At 31.7% G+C, this 17438-nt stretch carries 16 protein-coding genes; 5 read left to right on the top strand and 11 right to left on the bottom strand.

What is annotated here, in order from left to right; genetic code table 11:
* From CCE28_RS20995 to CCE28_RS20980, 4 genes are all read right to left on the bottom strand, one after another.
* Window positions 1-366: DUF4489 domain-containing protein (locus CCE28_RS20995; protein WP_141228406.1), on the bottom strand; the 366-nt coding region annotated here is incomplete at its 3' end.
* A 244-nt stretch (window positions 367-610) separates the two neighbouring features.
* Window positions 611-2182: a DUF4489 domain-containing protein gene (locus CCE28_RS20990; protein WP_176461960.1), complete on the bottom strand. Its 1572-nt coding sequence runs from the start codon at window positions 2180-2182 to the stop codon at window positions 611-613.
* 65 nt (window positions 2183-2247) lie between these two features.
* Window positions 2248-3846 (bottom strand): DUF4489 domain-containing protein, encoded by a 1599-nt coding sequence (locus CCE28_RS20985; protein ID WP_095136080.1) that lies wholly within the window; start codon window positions 3844-3846, stop codon window positions 2248-2250.
* Between the two features lie 235 nt (window positions 3847-4081).
* Window positions 4082-5173 (bottom strand): GerAB/ArcD/ProY family transporter, encoded by a 1092-nt coding sequence (locus CCE28_RS20980; RefSeq protein WP_176461959.1) that lies wholly within the window; start codon window positions 5171-5173, stop codon window positions 4082-4084.
* A gap of 223 nt (window positions 5174-5396) precedes the next feature.
* Between CCE28_RS20980 and CCE28_RS20975 the strand changes: the two genes are divergently transcribed.
* On the top strand, window positions 5397-6083 hold the full coding sequence (locus CCE28_RS20975; protein WP_095136076.1) for an epoxyqueuosine reductase: 687 nt from the start codon (window positions 5397-5399) through the stop codon (window positions 6081-6083).
* A 118-nt stretch (window positions 6084-6201) separates the two neighbouring features.
* Here the strand turns inward: CCE28_RS20975 and CCE28_RS20970 are convergent, their stop codons facing one another.
* Window positions 6202-7656, bottom strand: a complete 1455-nt coding sequence (locus CCE28_RS20970) for an aminoacyl-histidine dipeptidase (protein ID WP_095136074.1) — start codon at window positions 7654-7656, stop codon at window positions 6202-6204.
* A 150-nt stretch (window positions 7657-7806) separates the two neighbouring features.
* On the opposite strand from CCE28_RS20970, the gene CCE28_RS20965 reads away from it, so the two are divergent.
* The gene (locus CCE28_RS20965) at window positions 7807-8307 is read left to right on the top strand and encodes a hypothetical protein (protein WP_095136072.1); all 501 of its coding nucleotides are present in this window, start codon (window positions 7807-7809) and stop codon (window positions 8305-8307) included.
* Between the two features lie 58 nt (window positions 8308-8365).
* On the opposite strand, the gene CCE28_RS20960 is transcribed toward CCE28_RS20965, so the two are convergent.
* Complete coding sequence (locus tag CCE28_RS20960) at window positions 8366-9370, bottom strand: endonuclease/exonuclease/phosphatase family protein (protein ID WP_207652947.1); 1005 nt, start codon at window positions 9368-9370, stop codon at window positions 8366-8368.
* A gap of 269 nt (window positions 9371-9639) precedes the next feature.
* Here CCE28_RS20960 and CCE28_RS20955 point away from each other — a divergent pair, with 269 nt between their 5' ends.
* On the top strand, window positions 9640-10731 hold the full coding sequence (locus CCE28_RS20955; protein ID WP_095136070.1) for a GerAB/ArcD/ProY family transporter: 1092 nt from the start codon (window positions 9640-9642) through the stop codon (window positions 10729-10731).
* Window positions 10732-10923: 192 nt separating this feature from the next.
* Here CCE28_RS20955 and CCE28_RS20950 read toward each other — a convergent pair whose 3' ends face one another.
* Window positions 10924-11214 (bottom strand): transcription initiation factor IIE, encoded by a 291-nt coding sequence (locus CCE28_RS20950; protein ID WP_095136068.1) that lies wholly within the window; start codon window positions 11212-11214, stop codon window positions 10924-10926.
* Window positions 11215-11491: 277 nt separating this feature from the next.
* On the opposite strand from CCE28_RS20950, the gene cotE reads away from it, so the two are divergent.
* Window positions 11492-12079 (top strand): outer spore coat protein CotE, encoded by a 588-nt coding sequence (gene cotE / locus CCE28_RS20945; RefSeq protein ID WP_095136066.1) that lies wholly within the window; start codon window positions 11492-11494, stop codon window positions 12077-12079.
* A 283-nt stretch (window positions 12080-12362) separates the two neighbouring features.
* On the top strand, window positions 12363-13670 hold the full coding sequence (locus CCE28_RS20940; RefSeq protein WP_095136064.1) for a UDP-glucose dehydrogenase family protein: 1308 nt from the start codon (window positions 12363-12365) through the stop codon (window positions 13668-13670).
* Window positions 13671-13807: 137 nt separating this feature from the next.
* On the opposite strand, the gene CCE28_RS20935 is transcribed toward CCE28_RS20940, so the two are convergent.
* Genes CCE28_RS20935 through CCE28_RS20920 form a run of 4 tightly spaced genes read right to left on the bottom strand, consistent with a single transcriptional unit; the run spans window position 13808 to window position 17343 of the window.
* Window positions 13808-14956: a glycosyltransferase family 4 protein gene (locus tag CCE28_RS20935; protein WP_095136062.1), complete on the bottom strand. Its 1149-nt coding sequence runs from the start codon at window positions 14954-14956 to the stop codon at window positions 13808-13810.
* Window positions 14957-14968: 12 nt separating this feature from the next.
* Window positions 14969-15979, bottom strand: a complete 1011-nt coding sequence (locus CCE28_RS20930; RefSeq protein ID WP_176461958.1) for a CotS family spore coat protein — start codon at window positions 15977-15979, stop codon at window positions 14969-14971.
* Window positions 15980-16003: 24 nt separating this feature from the next.
* Complete coding sequence (locus CCE28_RS20925; protein ID WP_095136058.1) at window positions 16004-17032, bottom strand: CotS family spore coat protein; 1029 nt, start codon at window positions 17030-17032, stop codon at window positions 16004-16006.
* A 53-nt stretch (window positions 17033-17085) separates the two neighbouring features.
* On the bottom strand, window positions 17086-17343 hold the full coding sequence (locus CCE28_RS20920) for a transcription initiation factor IIE (RefSeq protein WP_095136056.1): 258 nt from the start codon (window positions 17341-17343) through the stop codon (window positions 17086-17088).
* Window positions 17344-17438 lie beyond the last annotated feature (95 nt).

Genomic DNA, 17438 nt, shown 5'->3' with positions numbered 1-17438 from the left:
ATTTTGGCTCTTCATGGTTACATACCCTAAATAATTCGTATTGTAGTCTAACGNATGGTTACATACCCTAAATAATTCGTATTGTAGTCTAACGGTTCCATCTTGGTCATCCACTGCTAGGTTATCCATACGAACGATACTAGAAAACTTTATTAAAACTTCTGGTCTATTTAAACAGGTTGTATCAAGAGTAACATGGGCTAGTTGAAAGGGAGGATCGTCTGATGATGTAAAGATTCTACTTCCAGTTCCTTCTCCGCATTCTAGTAGTATCTTTTTAGGTTCAGGATTTTTTTCTTTACACTTGGCCCAGCCCCTATCTGGTTTATAATCTTTATGATTTCCATAACTATGGTTACAGGACATTAAATTATCCCTCCAATATTTTATTAATTTTTCGTTTTATATGATTAGAGTATACTTTTAAAAAATATCCTTTATCTCTATAATGCTCTTACAACACGTACACTCCATTTCTATTACATTATATGTTGTTTTATTGAATCAGTGATGGATTCTATTCTAACAAGTCCTTTTCTTTTTAAAATAAAAAAAGAACAAAGACAACTAAATCGTCTTTGCTCTTTTAATCTTCAATATGTTATGCATTCTATTTTATATCTTGAGCCAATGCAGCTATTCTACCATTGCTAACAGTTGCAGTAATTACACCTTCTGTTATTGTAATAGGTGTAACAGTTACAATGTATTCACAGCAGCCAGGACAGGTGATGCAGTCACAGAATGTAAAATCAAATGTGTTTGTAGACTTATCAATATAAATGATATCAAAGTCCATTCTATCCACCGACCAAATACCTACTGATATAGGCTTTCTATTGTCACATACTCTAAATAATTCATATCGTAATTGAACATCCCCATTTTCAGCAATTGCATCAAAACTCACAATGCTTGAAAACTCAATATTAACCATAGGCTTACATAGACAGGTTGTATCTAACTTAACATGGGCTAATTGAAAAGCTGAGTCATTTGATGAAGTAAAGGTTCTGCTTCCAGTTCCATCACCACATTCAAGTAATATTTTTTTCTCCTTAGGGTGCTTTGGTTTACAGTCAATACAATCCCTTTTTCCATCTAGTTTTTTATAATTATCCTCATAGATACAATCCCCCGATGATTGGGCAAGGGCAGTGATCCTTACATTATCAACTACTGCATCATGATCATCACTATCTGTTACTTCAATTGCTGTTACTGTTACAAAATATTCACAGCAGTCTGATGGAGCCTCACACTCACAGAATATAAAGCTAAAGGCTTTTTGTAATTCTAAATCATCAATATCAACTCCAGACCTTTCAAATGTCCAAATGCCACGGGATAAAGGCTCACCATCTCCACACATTCTAAATAATTCAAATTGTAATCGAAGATCATTAACTTCTTCATCAATTTTAATAATACTTGAAAACTCTATTAAAACTTTAGGTTTACTTAAGTTTGTTGTATCAAGAACAACATGGGCTATATCAGCTGGTGGTTCTGGAGAAATATCTCTAAAAACTACACTTCCATTTCCTTGGCCACATACAAGTAATATTTCTTTCGGTCTAGGATGTCTTTCTTTGAATTTAATATGATCATATTTTGAGTCACAGTTTTTATATCCATCCTTTAAGGAATCACATAGTGGTTGAGATAATGCGGCCATTCTTCCATTACTAACCATTGCAGTAGCATTTGTTATTTCAACTGGTGTTACAGTTACAAAATATTCACAGCATCTAGGACAGTTTGTACATTCACAAAAGATAAAATTGAATGATTCTTCTTGGCACTCAAAGCCACCCTCATCAACATTAACTTCTTCAAACATCCAAATTCCTAGGGATTTTGGCTCTTCATGGTTACATACTCTAAATAATTCGTATTGTAATCTAACTGTTCCATCTTGGTCATCCACTGCTAGGTTATCCATACGAACGATACTAGAAAACTTTATTAAAACTTCTGGTCTATTTAAACAGGTGGTATCTATAGTAACATGGGCCAATTGAAAGGGAGGATCGTCAGATGATGTAAAGGTTCTGCTTCCAGTTCCTTCTCCGCATTCGAGTAGTATCTTTTGGGGTCTAGGGTGTTTGATTTTACACTTGTTCCAACCCCTATCTGGTTCACAAGTTTTATGATTTCCATAACTATGGTTACAAGACATTAAATTATCACCCCAATATTCTATTAATTTTTCCTTTTTCAAGTTCTAGGTTTGTAGTCACTCTACTATCCTTCTTGGGCCAATGCAGCTATTCTACCATTACTAACAGTTGCAATACTTATCACTTGTGGACCTTCTATTATTTCAATAGCTGTAACCGTTACAAAGTAATCACAGCAACCGGGACATGTTATATGCTCACAAAAAGTAAAATCAAATGATTCTGTACCTTCTATTGTTCTTAGTGCCTGATCACCTTCTTCATTAGTCATTTCAAATTCCCAGACTCCCAATGAACTAACTCTTCTATTATCACATTTTCTAAATAATTCATAGCGTAATTGAATAGATGCCTCACCACCCATGATCTCTTCACTCGTTAGTTCAAAACTCACAATACTTGAAAACTGAATATTCACTATAGGCTTACAAAAAGAAGTTGTATCTATTGTAACATTAGCTAATTGAAAAGGTTCTTCACTTTGTGAAGTGAATGTCCTGCTTCCTGTACCACTACCACATTCTAGCACTATTTCTTTAGGTTTATCACACAATGGCTTCCGATTAATGCAGTCACTTATTTCATCACAAGTTTTATAGTAATCATAATGGAAGTTCTCCTTTGATGATTGAGCTAAAGCAATCATCCTTCCATTGTAGACTGTTACATCATCTTCCTCATCAATGTCGTCGTCATCTTCTATTTCTATTGGTGTAACTTCCACAAAATATTCACAGCATTTTGATGGGACGTTGCAATCGCAGAAAATAAAACTAAAAGCTTTATTTACTAGTTCCTCAGACTTTGTCATTTCAAATTTCCAAATTCCACGTGATACTGGGTCACCATCACCACACACTCTAAATAATTCGAATTGTAGTATAGCATCAGCATCCTCAGAAATTTTAATAATAGTTGAAAACTCTATTAAAACTTTTGGTTTATTTAAAGAGCTTGTGTCAATGGTTACATGGGCTATGTCAGCTGGAAGAAACAATCCACTGTCTTTAAAAACTATACCACCATTCCCCTGTCCACATGCTAAGATAGTGTCCTTTGATTTAAAATTCTTAGGAATAAATATATTGTCATAGATAGGACTACATGCTTTGCAATTATCTTCTAATGGGTAGCGTAAAGTTTTAGTTAATGCGGCCATTTCTCCATCGCTAACTGTAGCTGTAGAATTAGTTATTTCAACAGGTGTAACCTTTACAAAATAACTACAGCAACCAAGACAGTTTAATTTCTCACAGAAGATAAAACTAAATGATTCTTCTAAAGTAACAAACCTTTCTTGCAAATCATCAGCTTTTTCAAACATCCAAGTTCCCAAGGATAGTGGCTCCTCATCCTCATTGTTATAGGTTCTAAATAATTCATATTTCAATGTAACTGTTCTAGGAGCATTTTCTATTTTCTCCAACCTAACTAAACTGGAAAACTTTATTACAACTTCAGGCTTATTTAAACTAGTTGTATCAACAGTAACATTTGCTAATTGGAATGGTGTATCCTCGGTTGATGTAAAAGTTTTACTTCCAGTTCCCTGGCCACATTCAAGTAATACTTTTTGTGGTTTAGGATGCTTTGGTTTAGACTTTCCACATTCCTCATCTGGTTTACATGATTTATAATCTTCATAGATATGATTACAGGTCACTTATATACCTCCTCATACATTTTATTAATTTTCATTTTATACCATTAAAGTATACTTTAGAAAAATATGCTTTATATATGCAGTACTTTTACAGCATGTATACTTCATTTCTACTACATTTTATGTTCTTTTATTGAATTAGTGCCAGATTCTATTGTAGAAAATCCTTTTTTGTGAAAATAAAAAAAAGAATATGCCCTATGCATTTTCTTTTTCTAATTTGTTTATCAATTTGTTACGCCTGTACACTACCATTTTGTTTCTTCTTTATTTCAACTATAATAAAAGTTAATATAGGTAAAATGGTACGAAACGGAAAGGCAAAATATATCATTATTTCACCATCAAATTCATAAAAATCCATTGTACTATCCCATAATAGATAAGATAGATTAATTGTCATTAAAGTAATTGGTATTACTATAAGACGATAGTCAGTTATTCTAAATATCTTCGCAATTCCTATACAAATAGCCAATAAATGTATGCTCATTTTCACAAACCCTCCTAATGAAAACAAAATACCTGATAATATTTCTGTCCTTTCTAACCCTGTAATATCTATTCTTGAAACAGCAGTGTATGTGGGATAATACAAACCTGATATATCCTCTATTCCCACTGTTAATAGAACACTAAAAAAAGTTACAAATATTATTATTCCTCCTATTAGCAAGCCTAAAAAATAAATTCGATAAGGAGATATTTTCCTTTTAAAACTAGAAAAAATTGTAGAAAATACTACCAATTGAGAAAAGGGAAATGAATATAGTTTAGAAGCCCCTTGTAAAACTGGCTTTATACCATTAGATAACACAGGGCGAATATTATTTATATTCATATTAGGAATTAGTAATAATATCAGAATAAACGTAAAAAAAACAACTATTTGTATAAAAATGCTTCCCCATCTTTCTAAAGCCTCAATTCCACCAATTATTACATAAGCACACAAAGAACCAAAACATATCATAGGTATAATTAGTGGAGTTTTCATAAAGCTAACCGTAGTTATAAATTCTCCATAATTTCTTAAAATAGTAGTTACAGTTATAATAAAGTGGATAGTAAAAAATATTATGATCACTTTTCCAATAAATTTACCAAAACAAATTTCTATAATATCAAATAAATCTTTATTTGGAAAAGTATTATGAAGTCTACAATAAATAAACATCATAGGCAGACCCATAATCATAGAAAAGATAACTGCTAGCCATATGTCTTGTTTGGCTTCAACCCCTGATAAGGATACTGTGGGTGGACCTATTATAAATAAAATTATGAGAGCTATTCTTTGTTTATCGCAAATAACTTCCTTATTCACTTGGTGCTCCTCCAAATTGTTAGAATTATTATATAAATCATGTACTTCAATACTTGAATACACATTATTTGCTTAGTTTTTCCATTCTACCTAAAATTATAAATAAAACCTTCCTCTTCATTTGATTGTAAAGATAAATTTCTATATAATGGGCATATATAATTTTCTGAATAATTAGTTATTTTTCGGTGGTGATTCATATTTTGGGGAGGGGTAAATAAAGATGAAATCAGCATTAATCAAAGAATATGCACTGAAGTTTGGAGCTCATAGGTGTGGAATTGCTAGTATTGAGCGATTTGAAGATGCACCAGAGGGTTTTAATCCTAAGGATGTTTTTAGGGACTGTAGTAGTGTAGTTGTATTTATAAAACAAATGCCAACCGACGTAATCTTTGCAGAAAATCCAATTCCATATACACATACTGCATACAAAATGTATGAAGAGATGGATAGAATCGGAATGGACCTTTGCCGATTCTTTCAAGAAAATAATGTTAAGGCGGCCCTTATTCCTGCTGATGTGCCTTATTTGTATTGGGATCAAGATAATATGCATGGAAAGGGAATAATATCCCTTAAGCATTCCGCCGTACTTGCTGGCCTAGGTATTATGGGAAAGAGTACTATTTTTATTAATAAAGACTTAGGCAATATGGTTTATATAGGAGCAGTATTAATAGATGAAGCCGTTGAGCCAGATCCACTAGTTGAAGATTTTAAATGTCCTTCTGGTTGTAATAAGTGTATTGAAGCTTGCACACAACATGCAATGGATGGAATTACAGTAAATCAAAAGTTATGCAGGGAAAAATCATTTTTCAAAGCAGGCCGAGGATGGGATTTATATAACTGTAGCGAATGCCGTAAGGTCTGTACATACCGTACAGGTATAAAAAAGGCACAGTAAAAAACACAAGGGGACTATCCCCTTGTTTCTGTTTTCCATGGGAGGTTTTTTTGACTTATTGAGTAAGTAAATTTTTAAATATAATATATTTAATTCCAGTAATTATCCTATAATCTTCTTATTTTATTCTCCTTAATACTTCAGTTAAAAATCCAATTGTTCTAACTGTTGAAGAAATACTTAAATATTCATCAGGTGTATGAGCATTGTAAATATTCGGCCCAATAGAGACTATATCAATATCACCAAGCTTTTCTCTCAATACTCCTGTTTCCAATCCAGCATGTATAGCTTTTACTTTAATATCTTCATTATACATTTCTTTATAAACTTGAGACATCAACTCTCTGATAGGTGAATCTTCTTTAAACTCCCACTCTGGATAATCTCCCTTAAGTTCCATTTTTGCTCCATTTAAATCAGCAATTATTTGAATTCGGCCATTAATTTCATCCTTCAAACTTTTAACTGAGCTTCTTACAGCACTTTCAAATGTGATTTCATCTTCTTTTGTCGTTAGTACTCCAATGTTATTTGAACTTTCTACTAATCCTTCCATATTAGCACTCATTGTTTGTACTCCAAAAGGGATTAACCTTAGAATGCTAATTACAGCACTTTTAGTTGTCGGGTCAAAAACTTTTTCAGGCATGTTTATCTTTTCCAAATAGATCCTAATATTAGGGTCAGAAGCTTTAAATTCATTATGAAAAATTCCCTCATATTCTTTAATTATATTTTCCAACTCTTTCTTATCTTCTTTTTTAATCATTATTATAGCATCGGCCATTCTGGGAATTGCATTTATTTTTTCTCCACCGCTAACACTAGCAATATTAAGATCAATTTTCTCATCGATTCCTTGCAATAATCTACCTAGTAATTTTATTGCACTTGCCCTGCTTTTATCTATTTCTATACCTGAGTGACCTCCTATTAATTCCTTTATAACTATTCTATGAGCTTCCTTAGTATTGTGAGCATTATTCCAAACAATGGGCAAAGAAACAATATTATTTACGCCACCTGCAGATGATACAGTAAGTATCCCCTCTTCTTCAGAATCTAAATTAATCATTATGTCTCCTGATATATGTTCAGGGTTTAGTTTTGAAGCCCCCTCCATTTCTGTTTCTTCCCCTGTAGTAAATATGGCTACAAGGGGAGGGTGTGGTAATTGATCTGACTCTAAGATTGCCATAATCATTGCTATGCCTATACCATTATCAGCTCCTAAAGTGGTGCCTTTTGTCCTGATTATATCTTCCTCTACTATTAATGGAATGGCATCTTTATTAAAATCAAATTGAAAATTTTCATTTTTTGCACACACCATATCCATATGCGCTTGGAGTATTACAGTAGGTGCATTTTCATAGCCTTTGGTTGCTGGCTTTTTTATTATTACATTTAAAGCTTTGTCTTGGATAACCTCTAAACCGTGATCTTTAGCAAACTTAACAAGAAAATCACTGACTTTTTTCTCATTTCCTGAACACCTAGGTATTTCAGTTAATTTTAAAAAGTGTTTAAATATAGCCCCTGGCTTTATTCCATTAAGTACACTTTCCATACCATACCTCCTAATATTTTCACCTCATAATATGGTCTCTACTTAACAATATTTTTTATTAGCTTAAAGTATGATATGGATTTTTTTGATAAAGCATGTCCCAATTTCCTAGTCTGTGAATATGATATAGCGAAAGGAGAAGTTAATGAAATGAACAATGAATTTAGTACTAATGTTTTTTCATATAAAATCAGAATTCAATTTAGTTTTATTGTAGATGATCCTACCTTGAGTTGCATTTTGAACACCATCGCTAACCAGGATATAAGTATTACAGGCTGTCTACAAACAAAGCCTTTGGAAACTGATAATAACTATAATTTCAATCTTGTTAGACTTACAGTTGGTAGTCCCGATGCTGAAACTAGTAGAGATCTTGAGGGAGTAAAGAATACTCTCAACTCCTTTGGTATTAAATTTGAAGAAAAACCTGTAATTCAAGTCCTTCAAATCATCTCTGGAATTCCTGGCATAATAAGCGGTCTATTTAGGGCATTATGGTGTAATGTAACAGTTAATGCCTTCTATATTGGAGAGGATAACAGATATTTTATAGATGTATCAGATGTTTGTAAAGCATTACTAATCTTGTCAGAAACACCAACTATACAATGTCCAATAAAATGTAGCCCAAGTTGTAAAACTAATTAGAAAAGAATAAAATAATATTAAAAAATAGGGCGAAATAATTTCACCCTATTTTTTAATATTATTCTGTTCCTGCCCTGGCACTAGATCCTGTACAATGGAAGTCATGTTTAAATTTGAGAGTTGACACAACTCCAGCATGGTCTGACGGCCAAAGTCCGCAGGGGGTTCGATCTCTTTGTTCATCACCAACAGTATGGATTTTTTTTACATTAAAACTATCTCTAAAGAGAATGAGATCAATCCTTTCTCTTAAAGTAGAAATGGAGTTTAATAAATCCCTAGCTTGAACAGCTGTAAATCCATCTCCTTTACCAGCCATATCCCAGGCATCAGTAAAATCTGCATCAATGAGCATATCATAGGTTGGTGCTTCCATTCCATCTGCATTTGAGTTAAAATCACCAATAAAAATTAGTGGAATATCCGTTGCTCCTGGACCCTTTAATAGTTCAGTTGCTTGAGCTAAGCGAACTTTAGCTGATTCTGACTCCAAATGTGTATTTACTAACCTAAATTTTTTACCATATAAGGAAATATCAACGGAGGACCAACCCCTGAGAATGGTAAAGGGTTGATTTCCAACAGAAACAACTAAATTAGTTTCGAAATTATTTTCTTTAATATTAGAAAACTTCAATGGTGATTTGCACTTTACAAGGATTACATCTCGATCTAATATTCCAATTCTATCCCCTTTACTGCTTGGCAATCTATTTCTAAAGTTTTTATTTACGGCTATTACATTATAATGTAAATCTAGCTTTTTTAGATTATCCAAAAGAATATTTAAAAAATCTATTATCCTTATAATTTTAGAAGATTGAACTGTCCATAATGCCACCTCTTGAAGACAAATGATATCAGGCTCTTGTTCACAGATTTGTTTTGCAATGGACTTAGATCTTTCTTGAAAGTCTGTTTGGTCAAATTCATCGAATACTTCTGTTACAGTATTAGGCACTTGTTCCGGAGTGGTATTGATGAGTGGAGTCAGGTCTGCACCAAAATAAATATTCCATGTCATAATCCTAAAAGCCTTTTTTCTAAATTTTTTTATGAACATAATATGGTTGTCTCCTTTTTGCTTTACTATATGAAACAAAAAGGTTATTAGTGTATTTTATGTCAGCTTATGGTCTATGCTAATTTTTATAGTCAATAATATAAAAACTTAGGAAATAAATTAGATAAACAGATACTTTTCTTCTGAAACCAGAAAAAACAGATAAATTTAATCCACTTTTGACAAACTATAAAAATAAAATTCATTGAATCAAAACATTTCAATAAACATTTTAAATACTAATTACATATAATTTGGAGGAATAATTAGTGAACAAAGAAGTTCTTTCTGACTGGGATGGTATATCTCTTATCGTTTTATTCATAATAGGTTCAGGTTCAGTAACCATATCAGGACTTGAAGCAAAACAAGATGTATGGTTAGCAGTTATTATTTCTATAGTTATAGCATTGCCACTAATCTCTATATATGCTAGACTTCAATATATTTTCCCAAGCAAAGATTTATTTGATATTATTGAAATTTGTTTTGGTGAGTTTATTGGAAAAGTAATTATAATATTTTTTACGTTGCATCTTATTGCAATTGAAGCTACTATATTAAGGCATCATGGAGAGTTTATAACCATAGTTGGTTTAAATAAAACCCCTATAATCATAATTATAATTTGCTTCTCAATTTTAAGTGCATATGTAGCCAAGAATGGAATTGTGATTTTGGGTAGATGGGGAAAATTTTTTATATTAATAGTTATTTTCCTTACATTTATTATGTTGTGCCTATTAATTCCTAATATGAATATAAATAATGTTTATCCTGTGTTATCTAATGGTATAAATCCAATTCTACAAGGAACTTTTAAGATACTTGTATTTCCTTTTTCTCAGATAATAGTATTCTCTACAATTTTTTCTAATTTCAAAAGAAAAAAATCTCCATATAAAATGTATCTTTTAGGTTTACTACTAGGAGGAGTTATCATATTTGTCACTTCTTTAAGTGTTATTTTAGTCACAGGTGTAAACGAGGCATCAAGTTCATACTTTTCCACCTATACAGCTGTTTTGAGAACAGACATTAGGGTTTTAGAAAGGATAGAAGTACTATCATCTGTTTTGTTTGCATTAGGAGGTTTTGTAAAAATCAGTGTACATTTGATAGCTATCTGTATAGGAATTAGCAAAGTTTTAGATTACACGGATTATCGATTAATAATACTTCCTATTACTTTAATATTAATTAATATAACTTACTTAACATGGGATAGTACAATGGATTTTTTTGAATTTGATAGAACAGTAATGCCCTATATTAGTTTTATAAATCGCGTAATTTTACCTATTATCATATTTATTATTGCTGAAATAAACAGAGGAAAATTATCTGGCAAAATTAAATAAATCAAGTTAACAAATGAATTTCCAATAATAAAAGGAGAGTGGGTTTAATCCTCTCTCCTTTACTACGTTTTAATTATTTAAGAAATTTTAATATTATTCTTCATAGGGTGTTCTACCATCCCAAGAATAAAGTCTAACGTCTTGGCAAAACGAAATTGTTTTTTAAGTATTTGTTCTCATCAATAATTTTTATTAGTCTTCGTCTTCCTCTTCTTCGTCTTCCTCTTCTTCGTCTTCCTCTTCTTCGTCTTCTTCTTCGTCTTCTATTTCTTCAACATATGACCAACCAATTTTTATTGATACTGCTCCTTCCGTTTCTGGATCGTCTTCATATTTTACTTTATATTCAATTTCTTTGTCACTAGGTATCTTTACAGTTTCACCTTCTATTACAAGTCTTCCATTTATTAAATTTTTGAATACACCTTTTAATTGCTCAAAACATTCTGCCTTAGAACCGCTAAATTTTTCTCTACATCTCATTGATTATATCCTCCCTTTTTATTTTCTGTCTTTTACTCTACATTATATTCAACAAATTCATTAATATGATAATATCTGAATAAGTAGAAAATAATCCAGGTAATTGAGACTCTTTAATATGCAGTATATGATTGGAATCATATTAGGTGTTATAAAGTTTCAAAATATATAATAAATAATTTCACATCTTTGTTCTCACCGGAATATTATAAATAATAAATAATTTCACATCTTTATTCTAAGCAGAATATTATAAATATAGAGAAGGGGGGAAATTATGAACGGTAAGAATAACCATGAGAGCAAAATGACAACCATAATTACTAACGCAGTATGTGGTAGAGCGACTCAGACATGTCAAACTACCATATTTATATCTTCTGAAAACAATGTAGAACCTACACAAGTATTAGGCTGTAGTATAAAAAATGCTAAAATCCGCGGAAGTAAATTTGTAGATTCTTCTAATAAGAACATAAACATTAGAGTGTATGGTGAGTTCGAAATTCATGCATGGTATGAAACTACTGGAGATACAGCCGTATCCAAAAGCAAAGGAAAATTTTCTGAAGTAATATGTATAGAAAGCCTTGAAGAGCCAACAGAATATGGCAATAAAAGTATCTTAGCATGGGTTAATAAAAATCCAGTTTCTCTAGGAACTATGATTGTTAATAAAGCGGGAGTACCAACGATATCAATCCAGGTCGAGTATGAATTAGGAGTAGAAGTTGTTGGTGAAACTAGAGTAAACATTCTTTCTTATAAGTTGGATAATAAAGAGAAAGATGTAGAAATGATTTTGGATTCTGTTCCTAAGGAGGAATTCAACTTCAATGATATCAACTACGATGATGTGGATTAATACTTGAATTTATTAGCAAGGGAGTATATCATACCATACTCTCTTATTTTTTTATAGATTATTATTATTAACAAATTTTTATTTTCCAATTACGGATTAGCATACAGTCTGTCCTTTAATTCTTTCACTATTAACTCCAATTGCTAACAACTATTTTACAAATTTCATTATCACCTTATAGACCATCTACATATAATGTATTAGCTGTTTACTTAAGGTAATTTTTTTATTAACTATATGTCAAAAACTATATAGTTATAAATACATCTAGGAAGGTGATTAAGTGAATATATGTGTTATAGGTGCTGGATATGTGGGGTTAATCACATCCCTATGCTTTGCAAAACAAGGAAACAGAGTGATCTGTGTTGATAAGGATATAGAGAAGGTTGATAAATTAAACAAAGGTATTCCCACCATATTTGAAGAAAATCTGGAAGAGTTACTTAATGAATGTTTAACTTCTAAAACTATTTTCTTCACAAAGGATATTCATCAGACCATAAGGGATTCTGATGTGATTTTTATTGCCGTAGGAACACCTGAAATGGATAATTGGGATGTTGACATTAGTCAAGTTACTGAAGTAATTAATCAAATTTCTTATTCTATTAATGACTACAAAATAATAGTGAATAAAAGCACTGTACCAGTAGGTACCCAAAAATATGTAAAAGAGCTACTTATAAGGAATGGAGTTTCTAAAGATAAATTTGACATTGTCTCTAATCCTGAATTTTTAAGGGAAGGGAAGGCTATATATGATTTCTTAAATGGGGACAGAATCGTCATAGGCTATGATAGCGAAAAAGCTAAAATGGTAATGGAAAAACTATATAGCACATTTAATACAAAGGTTGTTTTTACTCAACCAGAAGCAGCCGAATTAATAAAATATGCTTCAAATGCTTTCTTGGCAACAAAAATTTCTTTTATAAACGAAATAGCAAATTTGTGTAATAAAGTTGGTGCAAATATCGAAACTGTTGCTTATGCTATTGGATTAGATAAAAGGATCTCACCAGAATTTCTGAAAGCTGGAATTGGATATGGGGGCTCTTGTTTTCCTAAGGATACAAAGGCCTTAGTAAAAATTGGAGAGAAGAACGAATGTGACTTTAAAATCGTTAATAGTGCCATTAAAGTAAATGAGGAGCAGAGATTACTCCCAGTAAAAGTATTATTAGATAAATATAAAAGCTTAAAGGGTAAAGTTATAACAATATTAGGCCTTACCTTTAAGGCTGGTACCAACGATATTAGAGAATCTCCATCTCTGTTTATAATTGAAGAATTATTGAAACAAGGGACAATAATTAAAGCATATGATTCAGAGGCTTCCCCTGAAATTAAACAGATTTTTCCTAATATAATTTATTGCCATAGTCTATATGATAGCTTAATAGATTCCCACTGTGCTGTTATATGTACAGATTGGGAGGAGTTTTCAACAATAGACTTATCAATGCTTAAGAAAAAGATGAAAAATCCAATGATTATAGATGGTAGAAATCTTTTAGATTTAGAAGAGGTTAAGAAAAACAATTTACAGTATTATTCTGTTGGAAGAGGAAATTGGATAAACTATTAGTTTTAGTATAAATCGTTTCTTTAAAGTCTAAAAACTATAAAGGTTTAACTTCTTATAAAAGAATCATAAGAAGGCTGCTGACTTTATTGTCAGTAGCCTTCTTTATTATCTTATATTTAACCCAAAATATAGTTTGACTAGATAGTTTTAAAAAGGTCTAAAAGCTGCGATGCTACTCTATCCCAATTATATTTTTCTAAAGCAAACTTTCTACCCATTTTTCCCATTCTTAGTGCAGCATCTTCATTTTCTAAGAGATAAATAATTTTCTCTGCCATTGCTTGAGGATTATTATATTCTTTAAGCAAAAGTCCATTAATATTTTCTTCCATAACCTCAGCATTTCCTCCTCGGTCAGTAGTTATAATAGGAAGTCCAGCTCCCATTGCTTCATAGTGGACTCTTGCAAGGGGTTCTTGCCATTGGGATGCACACACAAATATGTCTCCCATATTGTAATATTTAGGAATTTCCTTAGGTGTTAGAAAGCCTGTAAATATGACAGGTCCATTTAAAGTCTTGGAGAAAGTTTGTAATTTCTTTATATAATCATCTGTTTCATTTTTTCCATACCATTTACTACCCACAAATAATAATGCGGTGTCAGGATGGGTTTCCATCACTTCCTTCATTGCCTTTAACAAAATGTGTGTCCCTTTTTTCTTGCTCAATCTACCAATATAAGCTATTACCTTCCGGCCTTCTAGCCCATATTGTTTTCTCATCTTCTCTCTTTCCTTTAACACATCTTCATGCCATATGGGTTTCATTTTTTCTCCGTCCACAGCCGAGTATACAACATTCATTTTACCTTTAGCTGAAGGATACATGTCAGTCACACCGTCAGCAATAAACTTACTCACCGTAGGCATAAAACTAACTCTATCAATACACCTCTTTGCTCTGTCAGGATCAATTTTTTTAGCTACAAACATTTCGTTATGAAGGCTTAAACTAAAAGCACTATTAGGTGCAGCACTGCTTAATCTAAGTACCCAAAGGGGTCTGTTAAATACTTGAATCAAATCAAATTCATCTTTAAACTCATTCAAAAGTTCTTTTTTTATATTATTAATATACTGATCTGCAGTTTTACCCTTAATCCTTACATGCCTAATATTGCCACGTTTCTCCCTTGAAGGTAATTTACTATTTCCTAAACTAAATAAAGTTATTTCATGATATTTTGCCAAAGTTGGTAAAATAGCATCAATATATATTTGTATTGCTCCTCCTAAAATAGGAGGAACTGGAAGCTTTTCAGTACAAATTAAAGCAATCTTCACAGTCTCCCTCCTTTAAAACATTTTTTTTAGAACATTAAGTTTACTTTTTTCTAACTTAGCAATTGCGGATATTTTTCCAGAACTTACGGATTTATTTTTCTTAAACAGATTCTTTACTGTTGCAAAAAACCAATGGGGAAATAGCAAATCTATTTTTAACAGTTCTTTCTCCTCTGGAGTCAATTTATTACTTTTTTCATAGCATTTCAATATTTTTTCTATAGTCTCCTTATTCCATTCTCCTCTTTTTTCCATGCGTTTGCCGATAATTTTTCTTAGATCTCTAATGGGTAAATCGTAAGTTACCCCGTCTAAATCTATTACATATAAATCTTTTCCAGATAGAATTACGTTGCCCTCACCATAGTCTTGATGGCATAAACACGACTCTTGAAGTTCTGTATTAGTTAATTTATCGTAGGACGATTGCTCCAAATTATTAAGGGCTAAATCAGCAATTTCAATTATTGAATCAATATGTTTCAGATAGGTATTATATGGACCCTTATTAGAGTTTTGCTTAGCCTCTTCTTTCCACTTAAGCATTCTTTTTTTCATTGATTCATATTGATCAGGCCATCTACCAAGTTTAGAAGATATTTCAACATTTTCTGCTGCTTTATATCCCTTTGAATATACATGAAAACTTCCTAAACCTTCTAATGCTATACATAAATCCGATGGTTTACTAAAATTCAAATCTCTACCTTCTATCCATTCATAAAGCACAAATAATTGCCCATTATACTCTGTAATAGGTTCATGACCTATATTTAAATATACCTTTGCTACCTTACCACCCTTGTTATAAACGTGAATTTGAGAGTTTACTCTGAATAATGATTTTTCCTTAGAATGCTTTAAACGTTTAAGACACTTAGTTTCATTATTATAAGTAAATTTCCATAAGGTTTTCAAGCCGTTATTTTGGATTATTTTCAATCTATCTGGTACAATATCATATCTTAATAGCACTTCATGAGCTAACTGAGTTAAATCCTTTACATTACCTTTTTGTTTCACACTATACACCCCTTTTAATCAATGTTATAAAGGACGAATCTTATCAAGATTATCTATGATAGGATCTAATGATTTTTCTATCTTTATCATCTCTTTCAATCGACTTAAATACTTTTGTTCTGTCCATGTTTTTTCTCTTCTCTCGTAGTATTTACTCATAATTCCTGTAAACAAGTGTGGATAAGTTAACGTGGGTTTAAGCACTTCCCACTGCCAAGATTTCAATGGATTTTCCTTCTGATACCATCCTAAGATGTCTTTTACTAGGGCCATATCCCATTTCTTTTTTCTTTTCATGATCTTATTCAATATTTTTCTTATATCTCTAAGGGGTATATCTATAGTTAGAGAATCTGTATCTAATACATATAGATCTCCAGTTTCTGTATAAATAAGGTTTCCTGCTGTAAAGTCTTGATGGCACAATGCGCCACTTCCTTTAACTTCAGCAACCCACCTATGGTAGGAATTTTTCTTAAATTCCTTAAGGGCAGTTTCCATTCTATTATAAAAATAGGGATACACTTTAAGTATAATTTTGCCGAATTCCGAATGACTGCTTTGAGAACGTTCCATCTCATAGTATTTCTCTAGCTTCTCTACTTCCTTTTCATATTTTTCTATCCATAATCCCAAATGTGTTCTAACCTTACAATTCTCAGGTGGAACAAAACCAACTGAAGCCTTATGAAAATTAGCTAATTCCCCAACTATTCTTTCAATATTTTTGGAGCTAGAATAGTCTAATGTTTTACCATCAATGGCTTCACTTAGTACATAGCACGTATTATCTACAAGAGCATAGTTAGTACCTTCCTTTGTTTTGATTATTTCAGGAATTTTAACACCATTTTTCATAAGGTGTTCTACTCCTGCCAGGATAAAGTCTAATGTCTCCGTAGATTGAGATTGTTTTTTAAGTATTTTTTTGCCATTAGGTGTTTTTATCCACCATACACCTTTTTTTCCCTTATAAGATTCAGTTTTAATACCCAATACCTCAATATGGTATTTTTCTAAAGCTCTTTTTACATCCACCATGAAAGAATTCATTATATTATCCCCCCTAAAATAATAGGGGGATAACTCCCCCTATTTCATTAATACTATAATTGGAAATCTACTTCCTCTTCTACTTCTTCTTCTACTTCTTCAAAATATGTCCAACCAATTTTTATTGCTACTGATCCTTCCATTTCTGGGTCATCTTCATACTTTATTTTGTACTCAATTTCTTTGTCATCAGGTATCCTTACAACTTCACCTTCTACTTCAAGTCTTCCGTTTATTAAATTTCTAAATACTTCTTTTAATTGCTCTAAACATTCTGCCTTAGAGCCCATATATTTTTCCTTATATTTCATTTACTATATCCTCCCTTTTATTTCTATTTTAAAATTTCAATAAGTGATGCTGTATAAATACTACAACAATTCACTTTGAAAATATAAGCTTATAG

Origin of the sequence: Anaeromicrobium sediminis, from assembly GCF_002270055.1 — a bacterium.
GTDB classification, from domain to species: Bacteria; Bacillota; Clostridia; order Peptostreptococcales; family Thermotaleaceae; genus Anaeromicrobium; species Anaeromicrobium sediminis.
Note: the sequence above shows the minus strand (reverse complement) of the source record. Positions and strands in the feature narration are given on the sequence as shown.